Raw genomic sequence first — 19248 nt, forward strand, 5'->3', positions numbered from 1 at the left:
CACGGTGCGATGGTGGTGATCAAAGGGTGGTGATCAGGCGTCGCAGGATTCCAGCTCCGCCTCGGGGCCATTGTTCAACTCCTCGTCCGGTGTGTACCCGGTGCCCTCGGTGTTGGCGGTCAGGGCCTCTTCCCAGGCGCCCTCGTCCTTCATCTTGGTGATGGCGTCGTTGATGGCCTGGCACTCCTCGGAACCCTGCGGGATGCCCACGCCGTAGCGCTCCACGGTGAAGGTGTTGCCCACGACCTTGAACTTGTCGGAGTTCTCCGGGGTCGCGGCGAGGCCGGCGAGGATGATGTCGTCGGTGGTGACGGCGTCCACCTGGCCGGACTCGAGGTAGGTCACGCACTCGGCGTAGCCGCCCTGCTCCACCAGTTCCACGCCCTCGGCGTACTCGTCCTGGATGGTCTGGGCAGAGGTGGAGCCGGTGACCGAGCACAGGTTCTTGCCCTCCAGGTCCTCTGGGCCGGTGATCTCGGTGTCGTCGGCGCGGACCAACAGGTCCTGGCCGGCCACGAAGTACGGTCCGGCGAAGCCCACGCGCTCGGCGCGCTCGTCGGTGATCGAGTAGGTCGCGAAGATCATGTCGACCTCACCGCCCTCCAAGGCGTTCTCCCGGTTGGCCGAGGGGGTCTGGACCCATTCGATCTGGTCCTCGGTGTAGCCCAGCTCGGTGGCCACGTACTTGGCCACGTCCACGTCGAATCCAGTCGGATCGCTGTTGCCCTCGCGGAAGCCGAGACCCGGCTGGTCGAACTTGATGCCGATGCGGACGGAGTCGCCGCCACCTGCGGTCTCACTGCCGCCGGCCTCGCCACCCTCCTCCGTGGAGGACGGCGAGCAGGCGGACAGGACGAGGGCGGCCGACGCGGCGATGGCGGCGGTGGAAAGGAGATTCTTGCGCATTGTTCCTCCAGAGGCGGTACTGATGATGGGTGCGGTGATGCGGGTGATGATGTGGTGACGGTGTTGGTCAGTGGGTGAGGATCTTCCCGAGGAAGTCCTTGGCCCGGGGATGCTGCGGATTCATGAAGAAGGATTCCGGATCGGTGTCCTCGAGGATGGCGCCCTCGTCCATGAAGATGACGCGGTCGCCAGCCTTGCGGGCGAAGCCCATCTCGTGGGTGACTACGACCATGGTCATGCCCTCGTGGGCCAGCTGGACCATGACGTCCAGTACCTCCTGGACCATCTCGGGATCCAGGGCGGACGTCGGCTCGTCGAAGAGCATCACCTTGGGTTTCATGGCCAGCGCCCGGGCGATGGCGACGCGCTGCTGCTGGCCGCCGGAGAGCTGGGCGGGCATCTTCTTGGCCTGCTGCGCGACCCCGACGCGTTCCAGCAGGGCCATGGCCTCGTCGTTGGCCTGGGACTTCTTGACACCCTTGACCTTGATCGGCCCCAGGGTCACGTTCTCCACAATCGACTTGTGGGCGAAGAGATTGAAGGACTGGAACACCATTCCGACGTCGGCACGTAGCTGGGCGAGGCCCCTGCCCTCCGCTGGGAGAGGCTTTCCATCGATGCGGATGGTGCCGCCCTCATCGATGGTCTCGAGGCGGTTGATGGTGCGGCAGAGCGTTGATTTGCCGGAACCGGAGGGGCCGATGACGATGGCCACCTGCCCCTCGGGGATGGTGAGGTTGATGTCCTTCAGAGCCTGGAACGAACCGAAGTGTTTATTGACGTTGTCAAGCTCAACGAGGGGTCGCCTCGCGGTGGAGTCGACGGCGGGGGGATCCGTCGGGGCCGGTGTGCTCTGCGTCATAGGGGAGAGACTATAGGACGAGCTCAGGCCAGATCATCAAGAGGTGGTCGTCAGGGCGCTTTTAATCCAATCGTTGCCTTTCTGAAACACTTCTTGCGCGATTCGGCCCGATGTCGTGGATCCCGGCGCGGCGATAGGCTGAACCCATGTCACATCATGGCGATGCGGGAGCCTCCGCCCCGCGCATCCGGCGCGGCCCCCAAACCCTGCGCGGTGCTGCCGCCGCCGGTCCGACCTTCGACCAATTGCTGCTCCGTTCCGACGACCCCCGATCATCGGAGCGGCAGTCCACCACCACGGACGCGTGGCGGGTGCTGCGCATCCAGGGCGAGTTCGTCGAGGGCTTCGGTGCCCTGGCGGACCTCGGGCCCGCGATCTCCGTGTTCGGGTCCGCGCGCACCGGTCCGGGCGCGGCCGAGTACGAGCAGGCCCGCGAGGTGGGGCGCCGACTGGCCGAGGCCGGTTTCGGCGTTGTCACCGGAGGAGGGCCCGGGGCCATGGAGGCGGCCAACCGAGGGGCCAAGGAGGCCGGTGGGCTGTCGGTCGGCCTGGGCATCGAGTTGCCCCATGAGCAGGGCATGAACGACTGGGTCGACCTCGGCGTCGACTTCCGGTACTTCTTCGTGCGCAAGGTGATGTTCCTGAAGTACTCCCAGGGATTCGTGGTGGTCCCCGGCGGGCTGGGCACCCTGGACGAGCTGTTCGAGGCCCTCACCCTGGTCCAGACCGGGAAGGTCACCGCCTTTCCGGTGGTGTTGCTGGGGAGAACCTTCTGGGGCCCGTTGGTGGGCTGGATCAGGGACAGCCTGGTCGAGCGCGGCATGGTGAATCCCGCCGACGTGAGCCTGCTCCAGCTGGCCGACTCCCCGGAGGAAGCCGTGGACCTGGTGCTCAACACCGTAGCGGGCGGGCGCTGGCCCGATCGGGAGGGCTGGGACCCGGACCACCAGCGGCTCACGGCGGACCACGGGTTTGCGGCGGGTGACCCCCAGTGAACGTGTTTCTGGTGCTGGTCCTCGTGGCCGCCGTCGTGATGGTGGGTCTCCTCGCCCTGGCCGTTGCGGGCAGGACCGGGTTCGCCGCGCCGCTGTCCGAGCCCGTGCGTGCCTTGCCGCCCGTCCTGCTGCCTCCGGTCCCGGAGGCGGGCGACGTGGACGCATTGCGTTTTTCGCCGGGGCTGCGCGGATACCGCATGGACCAGGTCGACGAGGTGCTCGAGACACTGTCCGGGGCCCTGGCCGAGCGGGATGCGGAGATCGCGCGCCTGCGTCAGCGGGCGGGGAGAATACCCGGCGAAAGTGCAGATGACGTCGTGTGATTAGCGGCACCGCGCCGAATCCGGAATAATAGGGGTGTCAAGCGCTCCGCGGGCCGCCAGGGGATGCCTTAGCCCTGACGGCCGCACGTATAGTCTTGCGGCCTCGCTGTGACGAGGGGGACCGCATCGAGAAGGGAACACAGATGGCAGCCATGAAGCCTCGTACCGGGGATGGTCCCATGGAAGTGACCAAGGAGGGCCGGAGCCTGATCATGCGCGTGCCGATCGACGGCGGCGGTCGCCTGGTGCTTGAACTCAACAAGGACGAGGCGAACGCGCTCAGGGAGTGCCTCGTCGGCGTCACCGACGCCTGACTTCCCTGACCGGCGTTGTACGTCCAGTACCAGGAAGCCCCCGGATCCACAGCTCGAAGGCGGTGGACCCGGGGGCTTCCCCCTGCCCGGACGGGAGCCGGGAATGGATGGGCCGAGACGTGAGGGACGCGTGCCGCGGGTCGGGGCGGCGGCCAGGGGATTCAGGAGGTGGCCGGGGCGTTCAGCGGCACACGGCGAACTGCACGTTCAGCGGCGCACGGCCAACAGAACGCCAGACCCGGTGGGGACCAGCGCGGAATGCCAGGTCTCCTCATCCCGCAGCAGCTTGCCGGCCTCCCGGGCGGCCACGGTAGATGCCTCGCGGACGGCGGGCTTGGGGACCCGATCCTCATCGAGGGCGTCGTTGACGACCAGCAGACCTCCGGGGCGCAGCAGCCGGGCGGCCTGCTCCACGTGGAAGACCAGCGAGGCCTTGTCCGCATCGAGGAATACCAGATCGTAGGCCTTGCTGTTGAGCCGTGGGACCACGGTGCGGGCCCGGCCCGTGATCATGCGGGTGCGGTTGGCGGGGAACCCGCCTTCGGCAAACCCCTCGCGGGCCGCGCGCAGGGCCTCGGCATCGGGATCGATGGTGGTCAGCATGGCGTCCCGGGTGAGACCGCGCATCAGGGCGATGCCGGATACACCGGCACCGGTGCCGATCTCCACCAGGGTCGAGGGAGAGCGGGTGGCGGCCAAGACGGTCAGCAGGGCGGCAGTGCCCTCGGTGACCGGCACGATCCCCAGGTCGGAGGACCGTTCCCGGGCCCGCAGGAGCACGTCGTCCTCGGCCGGACGGGACTCCGCGAATGCCCAGCTGGCATGCTTGTCCGTCTGGTGGGGGCTCAGGGCCTTCATGGGGCGTGCTCGATTCTCTCGTGCGGCGGGGAGTCGGGGGTGCCGACCGGCAGTCCAGTCTACGGCGATCCAAGCGACACGCTCCCATGCTCAGGCTCCTCACAGCAAAAGAGGCCAGACTGGATGGGTACGGAAAGGAGTCGACTGCAGTGATCATTCCCAACTGCACCACCCCCTTCGTGCCGCTCCCCGCACATACCTCCGGAGGGAAGGGCCCGCGCTGATGGCGGTCTTCCACCCCCGGGCGCGATTCGACTCCTATGTGGAGGATGCGCTCTCTCCGGCTGCCCGCGAGCGGATCGCCCTCCATCTCGAGCAGTGTGCCGCATGCCGTCATGAAGTGGAGCAGCGCGAACGCATCCTGCAAGCAGCCTCCTCCTTGTCGTCCCCGCCTGCTGCTTCCTCAACGAACCCGTCGTACCCGCCTTCTCCGTCGTATCCGTCCGATCTGCCCTCGCCGGCATCGCAATGGACGGTTCCACGTTCGTCCTTCACCTTGCCGTCGCCCGCCGGGGGGCCGGCCACCGGGTCCCGTCCTGCTGTACCGCCCGTGCTGGAAGAACGCCAGGGCGTGGCCGGGTGGAAGGTGGTCATGGGACTGGGGACCATCGGCCTGGCTGCCGTGGCAGTGCTGTCCACCGCCTGGATCGCGGGGGATCCGCAGGCCGTCGCCGGTCCGGAGACCGGGGAGAACCTCCTCCTCCCGTCCGCCTCCGTGAACTCCTCCACGGCGGCTCCCGACGCCGGCGCGTCACCTGCGCCGTCCGCGTCGCCGAACGCCGGGAGCACCGGTGCCGCCGGCTCCGAGAACGACGACCCCGGCGCTGGCACCACCGACGACTCCAGCGGTCCCGCGGTGCTGTCACCGGCCGGCATCGGCGGACCGGCGCTGGCCCCCTCGCTCCCGCCGCCGCCGGGATCCGTCGATCCGGCCGAGGGAAAGGCCTCCGCCGGAGCCTCACTGGACCGGGCCATGGCGCTGACTCCGGAAAAGGTCACCGACCTGCGGCGACTGGGGTGGAACGTGCCGTCTCTGAACGGACTGGGACTGCGCCACGAATCCACGGGTTGGATCGTCGAGGAGGACACCGCTGAGGTGGTCATGTCGCTCCAGAGTGAGGAGGCCTCACTGGTGCTGCACGAGTGCCGCTGGCTGGGCGAGGATGCCGGGATCCCGGGCTGTCCACTGGCGAACGCGGATCTCCGCGCCGCAGCCCTGGCCGCCACGGTGGCCGCGACCGGGGAGACGCACGAGCTGCCTGTCGGCGTGGAGATGTCTGTCCTCGATCTGGGAGACGGCACATGGACGGCCACGGCGCAGACCGCGAATGCCTCCTATACGGTGAATTCAGACCTGCCGGTGGACCGCGCAGAGCGCGTGATGACCCTCGTGGTCATCTCGGAGCAGTCCCGCGTCCAGTCGGGGACAGCGCCCGAACGGCCTTCGGACCGTCTGGCCCGGGGGTTCGAACGACTCCTGCCCTGGATGGACGAGCATGAGGAGGGCACCCGATGACCGCTGCCGAGCCAGGCACGGCCAGACGGCGGACGAGTAGAGGACGGACGGTCTGACCATCTCCGCTGCCGTCCTGGCGCTCGGGTAGGCTGAGGACTTGTGACCTTCGGTATCAACGGCGCTGAGCTGATCATCCTGGCCCTGCTGGCCGTGCTCATCCTCGGACCGGAGAAGCTCCCCGAGTATGCGCGGAAACTCACCGAATGGATCCGCAACCTGCGGCGCATGGCCGAGGGCGCCAAGACCCAGTTCAGGGAAGAGACAGGCACCGACTTCGACGAGATCGACTGGAAGAAGTACGACCCCCGCCAGTACGACCCTCGCCGCATCATCAAGGACGCCCTCGCAGACCCCGTGGACGGGGATGCCTCGGGCTCAGGCGCGGCCGGCGCCTCCGGGCCATCCGGTGGACCCAGCACGGGGGCACGGAGCGGGTTCCGGGGCGAAATCGACTCCGTGCGATCCCAGCGAGACGAGCTGCGCGAGGACCTCAAGGACATGGATCCCCGCGCCCTGTTCTTCGGCAAGAACTCCAGCCGTTCGACGCCCCACTCCACCGGACGTGCGGGTGCCGGTGACGACGAACGCGCCGATGCTCCGGCTACTCCGCGCGAACCGGCTCCCTTCGACCTCGACGCCACGTAAGCCCACGCCTCATAGCCGGGACGAAGTCGCCAGGTATCCAGGTCGTGTGGGAGACCCGATCAGTCCCGCGGTGTGACCGGCAGCTTCAGGCCCGAGAGGCCGCGCGGTCGCACGGCCAGGGAACCTGCGATGCGCCGCAGCTCCGTCCCCGCCGCGGACTCCGGATGTTCCAGGACCACCGGGGTGCCGCCATCGCCGTCCTCGCGCAACAGAGGGTCCAACGGGACCGAGCCCAGCAGTGGCACCGCATGACCGAGGGAGCCGGTGAGCCGCTGCGCGACGGTCTGGCCACCGCCGGAACCGAAGAGATCCAGTACGGTGCCGTCCGGCAGCGTCATGGCCGCCATGTTCTCGATGACACCGGCGACCTGCTGGCCCGTCTGTTCCGCGAGCTCACCCGCCCGGGCCGCGACCTGTGCCGCCGCCTGCTGGGGTGTGGTCACGATGAGCAGCTCGGAGGTCGGCAGCAGCTGGGCGGCAGAGATCGCGATGTCTCCGGTGCCCGGCGGCAGGTCGACCAAGAGGACGTCGAGGTCGCCCCAGTAGACGTCCGTGACGAACTGCTCGAGGGCCCGGTGCAACATGGGCCCGCGCCAGGCGACCGGCCGGTCGGCGTCGAGGAACATGCCGATTGAGATGACCTTCACGCCCTGGGCCACCGGCGGCAGGATCATCTCGTCCACCCGGGTCGGCTTGGCAGTGGTGCCGAGCAGGCCCGGGATGGAGAAGCCATGGATGTCAGCGTCCACCAGCCCGACGGACAGACCCCGGTCCGCCAGAGCGGTGGCGAGGTTGGCCGTGACGGTGGACTTGCCGACGCCGCCCTTGCCGGAGGCGACCGCGTAGACCCGGGCCAGCGAGCCCTTCTCGAACTGGTTCTTGGGGCGGCCAGAGGTCAGCAGTTCCTTGAGCCTGGCACGCTGCTCGGCGGTCATGACGGCCATGACGACCTCGACGCCCGTGCAGCCGTCCAGCCCCTCCAGGGCCTGCTCCACGTCCTGCGTGATGGTGTCCCGTAGGGGGCAGCCGGCGATGGTCAGGCGGATGCCGATGGTGAGATGGCCGGTGCCGGTGGTGCCGGTTCGTGACTCTCCTGGCCCAGCTGACTCGGTGATCGAGGCGACCATGCCCAGCTCGGTGACCGGACGCCGGATCTCCGGGTCCAGGACCGAGCCGAGCCGGACCCATGCGGACCGTTCCAGGTCCGTGGTCAATGCGGGGGTGTCGAAGGTACCAGATGCGTCGAAGGTACTGGTTGCTTCGAAGGCGCCTGGGGCGCCGGGGGTGTCGGTCATACGGAGGGGGTGTCCTTGGGGTCGTCCTGCGAGTCGGCGAGGCCAGCCGCGGCAGGCTGATCAGCCTCCTCGGCGGCCATGATGGCCAACGTGGTGGTCTGGGGGCCGTCCTCGTCGCCCTCGATGCGTTCGCGGGCTTCGCGGCTGGGCCGGTTCTTCTTCTTGTGCTTCCGGGGGCTGGACCCGGACGGCTTCGGTGCCGGGCCGGCGTCGGGATTCTGGTCCATCTCGGCGAGGATCTCGGCACGCATCTTCTCGCGCACCTCGTCCTTGAGCTCCTCGGTGATCTCGGCGACGGCATCACGCATCTCCGAGCGCACGAAGTCACGGGTGGCCACGTCCTGCAGCGCGATGCGCAGGCCGGCCAGCTCACGCGTCAGGTATTCGGTGTCCGCGAGGTTGCGTTCGGCGCGGTTGCGGTCCTCCCGCAGCGAAACCTTGTCCCGGTCGTCCTGGCGGTTCTGCGCCAGCAGCAGCAGGGGAGCGGCATAGGAGGCCTGCAGGGACAGCACCAGGGTCAGGGCGGTGAAGCCGATGGCGGCGGAGTCGAAGCGCCACATCTCCGGTGCGAAAGTGTTCCAACCGAGCCAGACGGCGCAGAAGATGGTCATCCACAGCAGGAACTGGGGTGTCCCCATGAACCGGGCGAATCCCTCCGTGGCCTCGCCGAACGCATCCGGGTTGGGGCTCAGCCGGGGCCAGCGGCGTCCTCGCGCGCCCAACGGCGTGTCGAGCCCGGTACGGCGCGGGCCGGTGGTCTCGGGGATCTTGTCCGCCATCAGGACACCTCCTCAGCATCGTCCATGCTGCGCCAGTCGTCGGGCAGCAGGTGGTCCAAAACGTCGTCCACGGTGACGGCACCGACCACCCGGTGGTGCTCGTTGACCACCGGGATGCAGGTCAGGTTGTAGGTGGCCAGTTCACGGGTCACGGCTGGCAGCGGCATGAGGTCGGAGACCGGCTCGAGGTCCTTGTCCAGGATGTTCCCCAGCGGCTCCGGCGGCGGATACCGCAACAGGCGCTGGAAATGCACCACGCCGAGGTAGCGGCCCGTGGGGGTCTCCAGGGGTGGGCGGGCCACGATCACCAGCGACGCCATGGCCGGGGTGAACTCCTGCTGGCGGATGTTCGCCAGGGCCTCGGCCACCGTGGCCTCCGGCGGCATGATGACGGGGACCGGCGTCATGACCGACCCGGCGGTGTTCTCCTCGTACTCCATCAGACGGCGGACATCGTCTGCGTCCTCGGGCTCCATGAGCTCCAGCAGCAGTTCCTGCTGGGAGTCCGAGAGCTCGTGGAGGAGGTCCGCGGCGTCGTCCGGGTCCATCTCCTCGAGCACGTCGGCGGCGCGCTCGATGTCCAGGTTGGAGATGATCTCCACCTGGTCGTCGTCCGGGAGCTCCTGGAGCACGTCCGCCAGCCGCCCGTCCTGCAACTCGGTGGCCACCTCGACGCGGCGTTTCGTGGTCATCTCGTGCAGGACATCGGCGAGGTCCGCGGCCTTGAGGTCTTCGTGGGCGGCCACGAAGCTGGACGCACCCTGGGGTTCCTCGCGGGCAGCCCAGCGGGCCTCTCCCCACCCCACCAGCAGGTGCTCACCCCGGACGCGGCCGAAGGCGCTCCGGCCGGCATGCCGCCGGACATAGAGGTCGCTGACCAGCCAGTCACCGTTGCGCTGCTGTTCCAGGCCCAGATCCTCGAGCACGGCTTGCCCGGTACCGTCGGCGAGGGTGACTCGGCGGTCGAAGAGGTCGGCCGCCACCATCAGCTCGGCACCGCGCCGCTCGAAGCGGCGCAGGTTGATCAGGCCGGTGGTGATGATCTGTCCGGCGCCCATAGAGGTCACCCGGGTCATCGGCACGAACACGCGCTTCTTGCCCGGAACCTCGATGACGATCCCGACGGCGACCGGCGGCTGGCCCGGTCCGCGTTCCGTGACGACGGCATCACGCATGCGGCCCAGACGGTCGCCCAGGGGGTCGAACACGTCCAGGCCCAGCAGGCGGGCGACGAAGATCTTCGGGACATTCACCCATCCAGCCTAGTCGGCCGGACGGGGCCATGGACCCTCCCGCCCGGCCACGGTTTCTCACGTCTCCTTACGCCGGTGGCGGAGAACCCGGATGCCATGATGACCCGCACCGGCACGAGCGGCACAATGGAGCCCATGTCCATGCTCTTCGGTCCCACGTCCTCCGACCCCTCGGTCAGCGGCCTGCCCCGCGGTGAGGTGTTGGCGTCCTTTCCCACCCACGCCGAGGCCCGCAAGGTCGTGGACCGACTGGCCGAGCAGGAGTTCGATGTCCGCACGGTATCGGTCGTCGGCACCGACCTGCGCACCGTCGAGCGGATCCGCAACCGCCTGACGTACCCGTCCGTGGCCCTGCGCTCGGCCATCCAGGGTGCGTTCTTCGGTGCGATGCTCGGCATTCTGATGACCCTGATCGACCCCTCCGGATCCGGGTTCCAGATCCTGTACACGGTGGGTCTCGGCGTGGCCATCTGGGTGCTCTTCGGCGTGATCGGACACGCGCTGCGCAAGGGCCGTGGCGTGAACTCGGTCCAACAGCTGGTTCCCTCCAACTTCGACGTGGTCTGCGATTTCGAGACGGCGCACCAGGCCAAGCAACTGCTGGACCGCCCAGCCCAGGCCCCGGCACCCTCAGCGCACACCCCCGCGCCGCCGGCCAACCAGTCCGCCTCCCCGCAGCCTCCGGCCGGCACATCTCCAGCCAGCCCATCGCCGGCACATCAGAATCCCGCCCCGGGACCCACGGGCCACCAGGGCCCGACGCCGGCCTCCCACTCCGCAGGCACCGCGCCGGTGCCGCCGGCACCCCAAACCGAAGCGCCCTCCCGCAACGGCATCTTCCCGGACCTGCCGGATGGCCGCCCCCAGTACGGGGTGCGGCTGCCGGAGGACGAGGCGAAGGTCGTCCAGGAACGCATCCTCAGCGAGAACGCCGCCAAGAACGCTCCGGGAGACCAGGCCGCGGCATCCTTCGAGACCCCGTCATACGGCCAGCAGGACCAGCAGGAGTCCGGCCGCAAGGGCCGTGCCGGTGGCTCCGGCCGCCGTTCCGATCCCAGCCGTCCCGTCGACGGAGAGGGCGCACTGACAGCGGCCGGTGACCGTCCGACATCGGGCGCCGGGTCCGCGGAACAGCCCCAGAACACCACCGGGGCACCGGGCGCCGGGTCCGCGGAACAGCCCCAGAACACCACCGGGGCACCGGGCGAGACCGGTCCGGGCGAACCCGGTACGAGCGAGGCGGGCGCCTTCGAACGGCCGGCCTATGGACGCCGGGCGGCCGGGGACCAGCCCGAGGCCGGTCGGCCGGAGACCACCCAAGACGAGGCCGAGCGGCGCGACTGACGGATCAGGGGCCCGTCGGCCGGCCGCCAGTCGACCACCGTCAGCCGAGGAGCCGGGCCATCCATGCCTCGACGTCATCGGGGGTCCGCGGCAGGGCGGCAGAGAGGTTCTCGGCGCCCTCGTCCGTGACGTAGACGTCGTCCTCGATGCGCACGCCGATGCCGCGGTACTCCTCCGGCACCGCCAGGTCCTCGTTCTTGAAGTACAGGCCGGGCTCGATGGTGAAGACCATGCCCGGAACGATCTCGGCGTCCAGGTAGAGCTCGCGCTTGGCCTGGGCACAGTCGTGCACGTCGAGTCCCAGGTGGTGGCTGGTGCCGTGCGGCATCCACCGGCGGTGCTGTTGGCCCTCGGGTGAGAGGGCCTCGTCCACGGAGACCGGCAGCAGTCCCCACTCGTGCAGTCGCTCGGCCAGCACCTGCATGGCGGTGGTGTGGATGTCCCGGAACCTCAGGCCAGGCTTCACCGCGGCGAAGGCGGCATCGGCGGAATCGAGTACGGCCTGGTAGATGGTGCGCTGGACCGGCGAGAACGTGCCGTCGACCGGCAGGGTGCGGGTGATGTCGGCCGTGTAGAGGGAATCAGCCTCCACGCCGGCGTCCACGAGGATCAGGTCCCCGGAGCGCACCTCGCCGTTGTTGCGGATCCAGTGCAGCACGGTGGCGTTGTTGCCGGACGCCGCGATGGTGTCATAGCCGAGGTCGTTGCCCTCGAGCCGAGCACGGGAGAAGAACGCGCCCTCCACGATCCTCTCGCCGCGTTCATGGCCGCGGGCGGCGGGCAGGACCCGGACGATGTCCTCGAAGCCGGCGATGGTGGCTGCCACGGAGCCGCGCAACTCCTCGATCTCCCAGCCGTCCTTGACCAGGCGCAGCTCGGAGAGGAACTCAGTGAGCTGGGCGTCCAGGCCGTCCGAGACCTCCAGGTCCACCCCGGTGTTGATACGGGAGGTATCCACCAGGGCCTCGACGTCCAGGTCCGAGCCGCGCAGCAGGCGGATGCGGACCCCGCCGATCTCCACGGCACCGGCATTCTTGGTGACGGCGACCTCCAGCCCGGACAGGTCGGCGGTGCGGATCCCGGTGCGGGCCTGCAAACCGCCGAGCGTGGGACGGGTGCCGATCCAGAACTCACCGGTGCGGGCGTTGGAGTAGAACTCCTCGGAGTCGCGGCCGGCCATGGGACGGAAATACAGGGTGGCCTCATGGTGTCCCCCGTGGTCACCGGCGCCGTGATCAACCGGCTCCAGAACGAGCGTGGCATCCGGCTCATGGTCAACGCCCAAGCCGGTCAGGTGGGCGAAGGCCGAGTGGGCGCGGAAACGGTAGTCGGTGTCATTGGAGCGGACCTTGAGCGCTCCCGCCGGGATGACGAGCCGCTCGCCCTCGAACTGCTCAGACAGGGCCTTGCGGCGCCGCGCGGCGAACGGGGCCGAGGCATCCGGCAGGTCCTGCCTGATCTCGGCAGGGGCCCAGTTCGAGCCCATGAACCGTTTGAACGCATCCGAGGTCGGCTTCTGGGACCGGTTGTTCACGCGGTCTTCTACGGGCTGGTCGGCTGCGGCTCCGGGCTGGTCGGCGGGCGCGGTCTGGTCGGTGGGCCGGGGTGTTTCATCGTTCATGGTTTCCATCATTCCACTCATCGCCGCATCCTCCCCCGCCAGCCCGGGGCCGTTGGCTAGTCTGGGGGTCATGCCGTTCGACCTGCACACACACTCCCACGTCTCGGATGGCACCGAACCGCCCGCCGATGTGGTGCGGGCTGCCGCCGGGGCCGGCCTCACCGGCCTGGCCCTGACCGACCATGACACCACCGCCGGCTGGGCCGAGGCCGCCCAGGCCGCCGTGGAGACGGGCCTGACGTTCATTCCCGGCATGGAGGTCTCCTGCGTCTCGGACACCGGGATCAGTGTGCATCTGCTCTCCTACCTGCACGATCCGCTGGCGCCCGGTCTCATGGAGGAGATCGGCCGGGCCCGGACGTCCCGGCTCATGCGGGCCCAGCGCATGGTCAAGCGGCTGGGGGAGGACTATCCCATCACGTGGGAGATGGTGCTGGCCCACGCCACCCCGGACGCTACGATCGGCCGACCGCATATCGCCGACGCCCTGGTCACCGCGGGCGTGATCCGGGACCGGTCTGCCGCCTTCACCTCCATCCTCACCCCGCGCTCGCCCTACTATGTGGGCCACTACGCCCCGGACCCGGTGGACGCCGTCCGTCTCGTGCTCGAGGCCGGAGGCGTGCCGGTCTTCGCCCACCCCATGGCTTCCATGCGCGGTCGCGTCATCGGCATGGAGCTGTTCCGGGAGATGATCGACGCCGGACTGGCCGGCATCGAGGTCTTCCACCGGGACAACCCGGACGATGCCCGGCGAACACTGAGGCTCCTCGCCCTGGAGCACGACCTCTTCATCACCGGCTCCTCCGATTACCACGGTGCCGGCAAGCCCAATCGGATCGGTGAGAACACGACTCCCGACGAGGTGGTCGCCCGACTGGTGGAGCAGGCCACGGGCACAGAGGCCATCCGGCCGTGACGTGGCCCGTGGGCCCTGTCTTCGACTCTGGCTATACCTGCGATCTAGCCGATCCGGGCCGCGAAGGCCGCCGTCTGCTCCGGGGCTAGCACCGCTGCCGGATGCGGACCGGCCGCCAGCAGCCGGGTGTGAAGTCCCGCCTGGTCCTGACCGTCGAGAGCGCTGCCGGCAGCGAGGACCGCGTTGCCGGCTTGCAGGCGGTCCAGCATCGTCGCATCGGCCAAGGTCCAGGTGCCGGTGAGGCCCGCTCCGGCGGCGGCGCCCTCCAGGGCCCTTGCCTGCCGCGCCAGGAACCTCAGGCCCGTGTCATCCCCGATGTTCACCAGCACCACTCCGGATTCAGCCAGATGGCCCAGCAGCTCGCCGTAGAACTCGCTGCCCGTGAGATGTACGGCGGCGTCCACGGAAGTGTGGATGTCCAGGACGACGGCATCGAACTCTTGGCCCTCCAGACGGGCGAGCTCGGCACGGGCGTCTCCGATGACCACGGTCAGGTCCGTCCCCTCCGGCAGGGGCAGGACGGAGCAGACCAGCGTCGGCACCTCGCGGTCGAGGTCCACCACCGTCTGGACGGAGCCGGGACGCGTCAGCTGGACGTACCGCGGGAGGGTGAGTGCGCCCGCGCCCAGGTGGAGGATGCGGAGGGGCCGGTGGACCGGCCAGCCCGCGTCGAGGACGTTGGCCACCCGGCGCAGGTACTCATAGCGGATCCGGGTGGGGTCATGCAGATCGACATGGGACTGGACGGCCCCGCCGATCTCGAGCACCCAGCCGTCGTCGTGCTCGTCCGGGAGAATCCGGGCCTGTTCACCGCTCACACTCAGTTGGAGGCTCCGGCGGGTGGGGTGGAATGCGTCTGGATCGGCCATCATGCCATTCTGACAGGCCCAGGCTCACGGGCTGTCCCGGGTGCTCAGCCGTGCTCAGAGGTGCTCGGCCAGCCGGTGGCGCATGACCTCGAGGGCCTCGGGGTTCTGGTCCACGAGCACGAATCGACGCTGGAGTGCGGCCGCGGCGGCGCCGAGCGTGCCGGAGCCGGCGAAGAAGTCGAGCACCCAGTCGTCCCGTCGGGTCGACGCCGCCACCATCCGCTTGAGCAGACCCAGCGGCTTCTGGGTCGGATAGCCGGTCTTCTCCTTGCCGGTGGGGGAGACGATGGTGTGCCACCAGACATCGGTGGGCAGCTTGCCACGGGCGACCTTCTCCGGGGTCACGAGCCCTGGTGCCATGTACGGCTCCCGATCGACCTCCTCAGAATCGAACCAGTAGCCGTCCGGGTCCTTGACGTAGACCAGGATCGTGTCGTGCTTGCTCGGCCACCTGCGCTTGGACCGCCCACCGAAGTCGTAGGCCCAGATGATCTCGTTGAGGAAGCACTCCCGGCCGAAGATCGCGTCCAGCATGACCTTGGCGTAGTGCACCTCCCGGTAGTCCAGGTGCAGGTAGAGGGTGCCGTCATCGGCCAGGAGCCGCCAGGCCTCGCGCAACCGGGGCTCGAGGAACTCCCAATAGTCGGCGAAGGCGTCATCGTAGGAGGCCAGGGCGCCCTTGATGGTCTTGTAACTCTGCCCGCCGAAGCCGACCCGGTCAGACTCCTCCGCGGCGGCACGGACCATGGACATCTGCTGGCGCCGTTGGGTCCGCCCCGTGTTGAACGGTGGATCCAGGTAGACCAGGGTGAAGGCCCCGTCCGGAAGTGAGGGCAGGAACTCGAGGTTCTCCGCCCCCACCACCAGATTGGGGCCGTCCGGCGAGAACTCATCCACAGCGGTCACGGTGCCGGGACCGGCCACGGCGCTGTGGTGACGGCGTAGGCAGACACGCGCACGGTGGAGTGCCGGTCACTCGCCGGAGGGTGCCTGACCGCCGGTGGCCTCGCCACCCGGGCCGCCCTGCACCACGTTGCCGTTCTTGCGGCGGGTGCGGGACCGGCTCCGCGTGCGGCTGCGCGTGGCGCCGCCCTCGGTGGCCGAACCGGACGCGTCTGCGGTACCACGACGCCGGCCCGCACCCGCGGAGTGCGTCTCACCCGGGTCCCCCTCGCGCGGGGCGCGCTCCCTGCGGTCCTCGCCCGAGCGCTCGCGGGCCTCGCCGGAGCGCCCACGGCCCCGGCCGCCCTCGCGACCACCATCACGGCCGCCGCGTCCCCCGCGCCCGGACCGGCCGCCGTCGCGCCCGCCCTCGCGATCAGCACGGCCCCGTCCGCTACGGCCGCCGCGGTCGCCGCCGCGGCTGTCCGACTTCGCGCCCGGACCGCCGAGGTCCTCGATCGTCTCCCCGTCCAGGCCCAGCTTGGTGCGCTGGTCCCGGGGCAGGCGACCCTTGGATCCCTTCGGGATGTTCAGGTCCTCGAAGAAGTGCTTCGAGGAGGAATAGGTCTCTGGCGGCTCCGGGACGTCCAGTCCGAGGGCCTTGTTGATCAGACCCCAGCGTGGCATGTCCTCCCAGTCGACCAGGGTCACGGCGGTGCCCTTGTTGCCGGCACGGCCAGTGCGGCCCACGCGGTGCAGGTAGGTCTTCTCGTCCTCAGGGCACTGGAAGTTGATCACGTGGGTGACATCGTCCACGTCAATGCCGCGGGCGGCCACGTCGGTGGCGACCAGCACGTCGACCTTGTCTCCGCGGAAGGCACGCAGGGCCTGTTCGCGGGCACCCTGGCCGAGGTCGCCATGGATGGCACCGGCGGCGAAGCCGCGCTTGGCCAGTTCGTCCGAGACGCGCGCGGCGGTGCGCTTGGTGCGGGTGAAGATGATGGTCTTGCCGCGGCCCTCGGCGCGCAGGACACGGGCGACGAGCTCGTCCTTGTCCATGTGGTGAGCGCGGTAGACCAGCTGGCGGATGTCCTTCTTGGTGATGCCCTCGTCGTCGGGGTCCGCGGCGCGGATGTGGGTCGGCTGCGTCATGTACCGGCGGGCCATGGCGACCACGGGACCGGGCATGGTGGCCGAGAAGAGCATGGTCTGGCGGACCTCCGGGACGGCGGAGAGCAACGTCTCCACATCCGGCAGGAAGCCCAGGTCCAGCATCTCGTCGGCCTCGTCCAGCACCACGATCTTCACGAGCTTGAGGTTCAGGTGACGCTGGCGCATCAGGTCGATGAGGCGGCCGGGGGTGCCGACGACGACCTCGACCCCGCGCTGCAGTTCCTCGATCTGGGGCTCGTAGGCACGTCCGCCATAGATGGTGGCGATGCGCACGGAACGCTTGGAGGCGGCGGTCGTGATGTCCTGGGCGACCTGGTTGGCGAGCTCACGAGTCGGTGCCACGATCAGCGCCTGCGGAGCGCCGGGCGAGTCGAGTTGGTCGAAACCGGGCTCGCCCGGCCCCACCACACGCTGCAGGGCCGGCAGGCCGAAGCCGAGGGTCTTGCCCGTGCCGGTCTTGGCCTGGCCGATGATGTCGTGCCCGCCCAGGGCGACCGGAAGGGTCATGGCCTGGATGGGGAAGGGGTGGGTGATGCCCTTGTCGGCGAGGGCCTCGACCATGTCCGAGCGGACCTTGAAGTCGGCGAAGGTCTTCTCCGCCACGGGTTCGTTGGCCTCGGCGATGTCGATGGAGTCCTCCACCTCGATCGTCTCGATCTCGGCGGTGGCCAGGTCCTCGGTGTCGATGTCGTTGTCCGCGGCGATCTTCTGTTCAGGAGTCATGGGGAAAAGTCGGTCCCGTCATTCAGGCAGGGCGGTTCGGCGCGATGGCACTGGTTCCAGTGCACTCCGGCGCCTGGCTCCGGCTAGCTCGGCTAGCTGCGGGGCGGCACGGATCGGCCGGACGCCGTGCGTCCATGGTGGAGCCGATCGCGGGAGGTGCAAGGCCGGCATCGAGGGGATGGGCCCTGGATTCGGGCTGGCCCTTCAGGGGCGCGTGCCGGATCCGGAGAGTCAAATCACGAAGGTGAACGCAGATGAACAATGCGATCGGTCATCCTTGATGAGGCCAGTCTACCGGGTCCGCGTGATCTTCCGAAGCGAGGACCCCGCTCAGGGCCTCCGCGGGCTGAGGCGGGGGAGACTGGCCGGCGACCCGGAACAGTACGGTGCGGGTGGCCATGTCCGCGGTGACGAGCACCGCCCGGATACGCTGCCCGGCCTCCGCATGGCCTTCGAAGCGCGCCAGGACCGGAGGCTGTTCCACCTGGATCTCGCCCCAGGGCAGACGCCCCTGGCTGCGGGCCTTCTCCGCCTGCTCAGAGCTCGGCGCGGAGATGACCACGGCGTCGAACTCCTGGCCCTCCATCCCGTGCAGGGACGCCGCCTCCACCAGGTCCACTGCGGCATTGGTGGCCTGAGACGTCACGAGGGATGAGTCCTTCATGGCCGCGGGCAGGCTCGGCAGCAGGCCGCGGATACCCAGGGGAACGTCCTCTCCGTTCTCCAGGGCCAGGCACGTGGCCAGGACGAACCGGTCCACCAACCGCCGCAGCGGAGCGGTGGCGTGGGCGTAGGGGGATGCGATCGCGGACTGGACGGTCACCTCGGGCGTGTCGCCGTCGAAGGCGGTGTAGCCGGCGCCTCGGAACAGGGACGTGGCCGCATGCATGATGGCCAGCTCCTGGGGTCGCGTGGTGTCCAGTTCCCGCAGGTATTCGCCGTACGGCTGGTCCTGTGGCCACGGATGTCCGAGGGCGCGCGTCCGGGCTCTGAACCTCGACTCCGCATCCGGGTCGGCCGGAGGCATGGTGCGCAGGATGCCCACGCCGCCTCCGAGCATGATGTGCGCTGCGGCGATGCCCGTCATCAGCGAGATTTGTGCGTTCCAGTCCTCCACATCCAGCGCAGGGGCGGTCAGGACCTGGTAGCCGTGATGCGTGGCCGTGATCTCCTGCTCGGGCAAGCGCAGGCTCGCTCCGCCGCGGGCGGTCTCCAGCCGGGCCCGCAGGAGTCCGACCTCCTTGAGGAGGGCCAGCGTGGAGTCAGGATCACCACCGGCGTCGATCCGTCGCTGTGCCTCCAGATAGGTGAGCTGTTCCCGGTTACGCACCCGGGCGCGTTCCACCGTGGTGGAGACCACGGCGCCGGCCCGGTCCAGGCGGAGCGTCCACAGGTACGCGCCGCGGTCCATGCCGGGTAGCAAGGAGCCGGTGTCCTCACTGATGACCTCAGGGTGCAGCGGGATCCGCCCGTCCGGGAGGTAGACCGTCTGTCCTCGGCGCAGGGTCTCGGCGTCCAGTGCGCCGCCTGGAGCGATGAAGGCCGGGACATCGGCGATGGCGTAGTGGACGGTGAATCCTTCATACCGGCCGCTGGAGCCGTCCGAACCAGCGGGTTCAGCGGGGCGAGGGCGAGTACCGTGTCCGCGCTGCAGGTGGACGGCCTGGTCCAGGTCCGTGGAGCCAGGCGGGTCGATCGTGAGCAACGGCAGCTCGGTCCGGTCGTTGGCCGGAAGGCGGTCCATGACGGTCGCCGCTGCCTGCTCCGCCTCTGCCAGCACCTCGGGCGGGAAAGCGGTGGGCAGCGAGAATTCCTCCCGCAGGGCGGCCAAGCGGCTGGCCAGCTCGGTCTGGGCGGCGGAACGGGCGAGATCCAGATGGTAGTGGGCCACGGGCTCACCCTATCCGGCGGTGGTGGAGTTGCCGAGCGTGCCCCACATGACAAGATGCCCCGCCGTGCGGGCGGACGTCA

Annotated in this window: 18 protein-coding genes and 1 pseudogene; 8 read left to right on the plus strand and 11 right to left on the minus strand. The window is 69.3% G+C overall.

Features of this window, described 5'->3' with window-relative positions:
* Window positions 1-33: 33 nt before the first annotated feature.
* On the minus strand, window positions 34-906 hold the full coding sequence (locus tag ABD134_RS14340) for a glutamate ABC transporter substrate-binding protein (protein ID WP_344230558.1): 873 nt from the start codon (window positions 904-906) through the stop codon (window positions 34-36).
* A gap of 67 nt (window positions 907-973) precedes the next feature.
* Window positions 974-1768 carry an amino acid ABC transporter ATP-binding protein gene (locus ABD134_RS14345; protein ID WP_344230559.1) on the minus strand — a complete coding sequence of 265 codons (795 nt, stop codon included), beginning with the start codon at window positions 1766-1768 and terminating at the stop codon, window positions 974-976.
* A gap of 146 nt (window positions 1769-1914) precedes the next feature.
* Between ABD134_RS14345 and ABD134_RS14350 the strand changes: the two genes are divergently transcribed.
* The 3 genes from ABD134_RS14350 (at window position 1915) to ABD134_RS14360 (ending at window position 3400) form a co-directional block, all read left to right on the plus strand.
* A complete protein-coding gene (locus ABD134_RS14350) occupies window positions 1915-2763 on the plus strand; it encodes an LOG family protein (protein WP_344230560.1) in 849 nt (282 codons plus the stop codon).
* Window positions 2760-3086, plus strand: a complete 327-nt coding sequence (locus ABD134_RS14355; protein WP_344230561.1) for a DivIVA domain-containing protein — start codon at window positions 2760-2762, stop codon at window positions 3084-3086. Before ABD134_RS14350 ends, ABD134_RS14355 begins: the two co-directional genes overlap by 4 nt.
* Window positions 3087-3229: 143 nt before the next feature.
* Complete coding sequence (locus ABD134_RS14360) at window positions 3230-3400, plus strand: DUF3117 domain-containing protein (RefSeq protein WP_115931645.1); 171 nt, start codon at window positions 3230-3232, stop codon at window positions 3398-3400.
* A gap of 207 nt (window positions 3401-3607) precedes the next feature.
* On the opposite strand, the gene ABD134_RS14365 is transcribed toward ABD134_RS14360, so the two are convergent.
* Entirely contained in the window at window positions 3608-4258 is a 651-nt protein-coding gene (locus ABD134_RS14365; RefSeq protein WP_115931644.1) for an O-methyltransferase, read from the minus strand.
* 223 nt (window positions 4259-4481) lie between these two features.
* Between ABD134_RS14365 and ABD134_RS15530 the strand changes: the two are divergent.
* The 3 genes and pseudogenes from ABD134_RS15530 to ABD134_RS14375 all read left to right on the plus strand — a co-directional run.
* Window positions 4482-4580: pseudogene (locus tag ABD134_RS15530) on the plus strand (zf-HC2 domain-containing protein); the annotation flags it as partial.
* Window positions 4581-4808: 228 nt separating this feature from the next.
* Complete coding sequence (locus tag ABD134_RS14370) at window positions 4809-5774, plus strand: hypothetical protein (protein WP_344230563.1); 966 nt, start codon at window positions 4809-4811, stop codon at window positions 5772-5774.
* Between the two features lie 99 nt (window positions 5775-5873).
* Window positions 5874-6419: a twin-arginine translocase TatA/TatE family subunit gene (locus ABD134_RS14375; protein ID WP_344230565.1), complete on the plus strand. Its 546-nt coding sequence runs from the start codon at window positions 5874-5876 to the stop codon at window positions 6417-6419.
* A gap of 59 nt (window positions 6420-6478) precedes the next feature.
* On the opposite strand, the gene ABD134_RS14380 is transcribed toward ABD134_RS14375, so the two are convergent.
* From ABD134_RS14380 to ABD134_RS14390, 3 genes are all read right to left on the minus strand, one after another.
* Window positions 6479-7633, minus strand: a complete 1155-nt coding sequence (locus ABD134_RS14380; RefSeq protein ID WP_378108294.1) for an Mrp/NBP35 family ATP-binding protein — start codon at window positions 7631-7633, stop codon at window positions 6479-6481.
* 77 nt (window positions 7634-7710) lie between these two features.
* A complete protein-coding gene (locus ABD134_RS14385; protein WP_344230569.1) occupies window positions 7711-8493 on the minus strand; it encodes a DUF1003 domain-containing protein in 783 nt (260 codons plus the stop codon).
* On the minus strand, window positions 8493-9746 hold the full coding sequence (locus ABD134_RS14390; RefSeq protein WP_344230570.1) for a magnesium transporter MgtE N-terminal domain-containing protein: 1254 nt from the start codon (window positions 9744-9746) through the stop codon (window positions 8493-8495). Before ABD134_RS14390 ends, ABD134_RS14385 begins: the two co-directional genes overlap by 1 nt.
* A gap of 135 nt (window positions 9747-9881) precedes the next feature.
* Here ABD134_RS14390 and ABD134_RS14395 point away from each other — a divergent pair, with 135 nt between their 5' ends.
* A complete protein-coding gene (locus ABD134_RS14395) occupies window positions 9882-11090 on the plus strand; it encodes a general stress protein (protein WP_344230571.1) in 1209 nt (402 codons plus the stop codon).
* Window positions 11091-11130: 40 nt separating this feature from the next.
* On the opposite strand, the gene ABD134_RS14400 is transcribed toward ABD134_RS14395, so the two are convergent.
* Entirely contained in the window at window positions 11131-12711 is a 1581-nt protein-coding gene (locus ABD134_RS14400) for an aminopeptidase P family protein (protein WP_344230572.1), read from the minus strand.
* A 70-nt stretch (window positions 12712-12781) separates the two neighbouring features.
* On the opposite strand from ABD134_RS14400, the gene ABD134_RS14405 reads away from it, so the two are divergent.
* The gene (locus ABD134_RS14405) at window positions 12782-13630 is read left to right on the plus strand and encodes a PHP domain-containing protein (protein WP_344230573.1); all 849 of its coding nucleotides are present in this window, start codon (window positions 12782-12784) and stop codon (window positions 13628-13630) included.
* A gap of 44 nt (window positions 13631-13674) precedes the next feature.
* On the opposite strand, the gene ABD134_RS14410 is transcribed toward ABD134_RS14405, so the two are convergent.
* The 4 genes from ABD134_RS14410 to ABD134_RS14425 all read right to left on the minus strand — a co-directional run bounded on the left by ABD134_RS14410 (window position 13675) and on the right by ABD134_RS14425 (window position 19168).
* Window positions 13675-14499 (minus strand): spermidine synthase, encoded by an 825-nt coding sequence (locus ABD134_RS14410; protein ID WP_344230574.1) that lies wholly within the window; start codon window positions 14497-14499, stop codon window positions 13675-13677.
* Window positions 14500-14553: 54 nt separating this feature from the next.
* A complete protein-coding gene (locus ABD134_RS14415; RefSeq protein ID WP_344230575.1) occupies window positions 14554-15423 on the minus strand; it encodes a DNA-methyltransferase in 870 nt (289 codons plus the stop codon).
* Window positions 15424-15471: 48 nt separating this feature from the next.
* A complete protein-coding gene (locus tag ABD134_RS14420; RefSeq protein WP_344230576.1) occupies window positions 15472-17277 on the minus strand; it encodes a DEAD/DEAH box helicase in 1806 nt (601 codons plus the stop codon).
* 271 nt (window positions 17278-17548) lie between these two features.
* A complete protein-coding gene (locus tag ABD134_RS14425; RefSeq protein ID WP_344230577.1) occupies window positions 17549-19168 on the minus strand; it encodes an RNB domain-containing ribonuclease in 1620 nt (539 codons plus the stop codon).
* Window positions 19169-19248: the final 80 nt, after the last annotated feature.

Source organism: Citricoccus alkalitolerans (assembly GCF_039528175.1).
GTDB lineage: Bacteria > Actinomycetota > Actinomycetes > Actinomycetales > Micrococcaceae > Citricoccus > Citricoccus alkalitolerans.

What these genes read in the sequence shown, in the direction of transcription:
- ABD134_RS14340 (WP_344230558.1), bottom strand. Translation starts at nt 906, where the DNA reads ATGCGCAAGAATCTCCTTTCCACCGCCGCCATCGCCGCGTCGGCCGCC.
- ABD134_RS14345 (WP_344230559.1), bottom strand. Translation starts at nt 1,768, where the DNA reads ATGACGCAGAGCACACCGGCCCCGACGGATCCCCCCGCCGTCGACTCC.
- ABD134_RS14350 (WP_344230560.1), top strand. Translation starts at nt 1,915, where the DNA reads ATGTCACATCATGGCGATGCGGGAGCCTCCGCCCCGCGCATCCGGCGC.
- ABD134_RS14360 (WP_115931645.1), top strand. Translation starts at nt 3,230, where the DNA reads ATGGCAGCCATGAAGCCTCGTACCGGGGATGGTCCCATGGAAGTGACC.
- ABD134_RS14365 (WP_115931644.1), bottom strand. Translation starts at nt 4,258, where the DNA reads ATGAAGGCCCTGAGCCCCCACCAGACGGACAAGCATGCCAGCTGGGCA.
- ABD134_RS14385 (WP_344230569.1), bottom strand. Translation starts at nt 8,493, where the DNA reads ATGGCGGACAAGATCCCCGAGACCACCGGCCCGCGCCGTACCGGGCTC.
- ABD134_RS14395 (WP_344230571.1), top strand. Translation starts at nt 9,882, where the DNA reads ATGTCCATGCTCTTCGGTCCCACGTCCTCCGACCCCTCGGTCAGCGGC.
- ABD134_RS14400 (WP_344230572.1), bottom strand. Translation starts at nt 12,711, where the DNA reads ATGAACGATGAAACACCCCGGCCCACCGACCAGACCGCGCCCGCCGAC.
- ABD134_RS14405 (WP_344230573.1), top strand. Translation starts at nt 12,782, where the DNA reads ATGCCGTTCGACCTGCACACACACTCCCACGTCTCGGATGGCACCGAA.
- ABD134_RS14410 (WP_344230574.1), bottom strand. Translation starts at nt 14,499, where the DNA reads ATGGCCGATCCAGACGCATTCCACCCCACCCGCCGGAGCCTCCAACTG.
- ABD134_RS14420 (WP_344230576.1), bottom strand. Translation starts at nt 17,277, where the DNA reads ATGACTCCTGAACAGAAGATCGCCGCGGACAACGACATCGACACCGAG.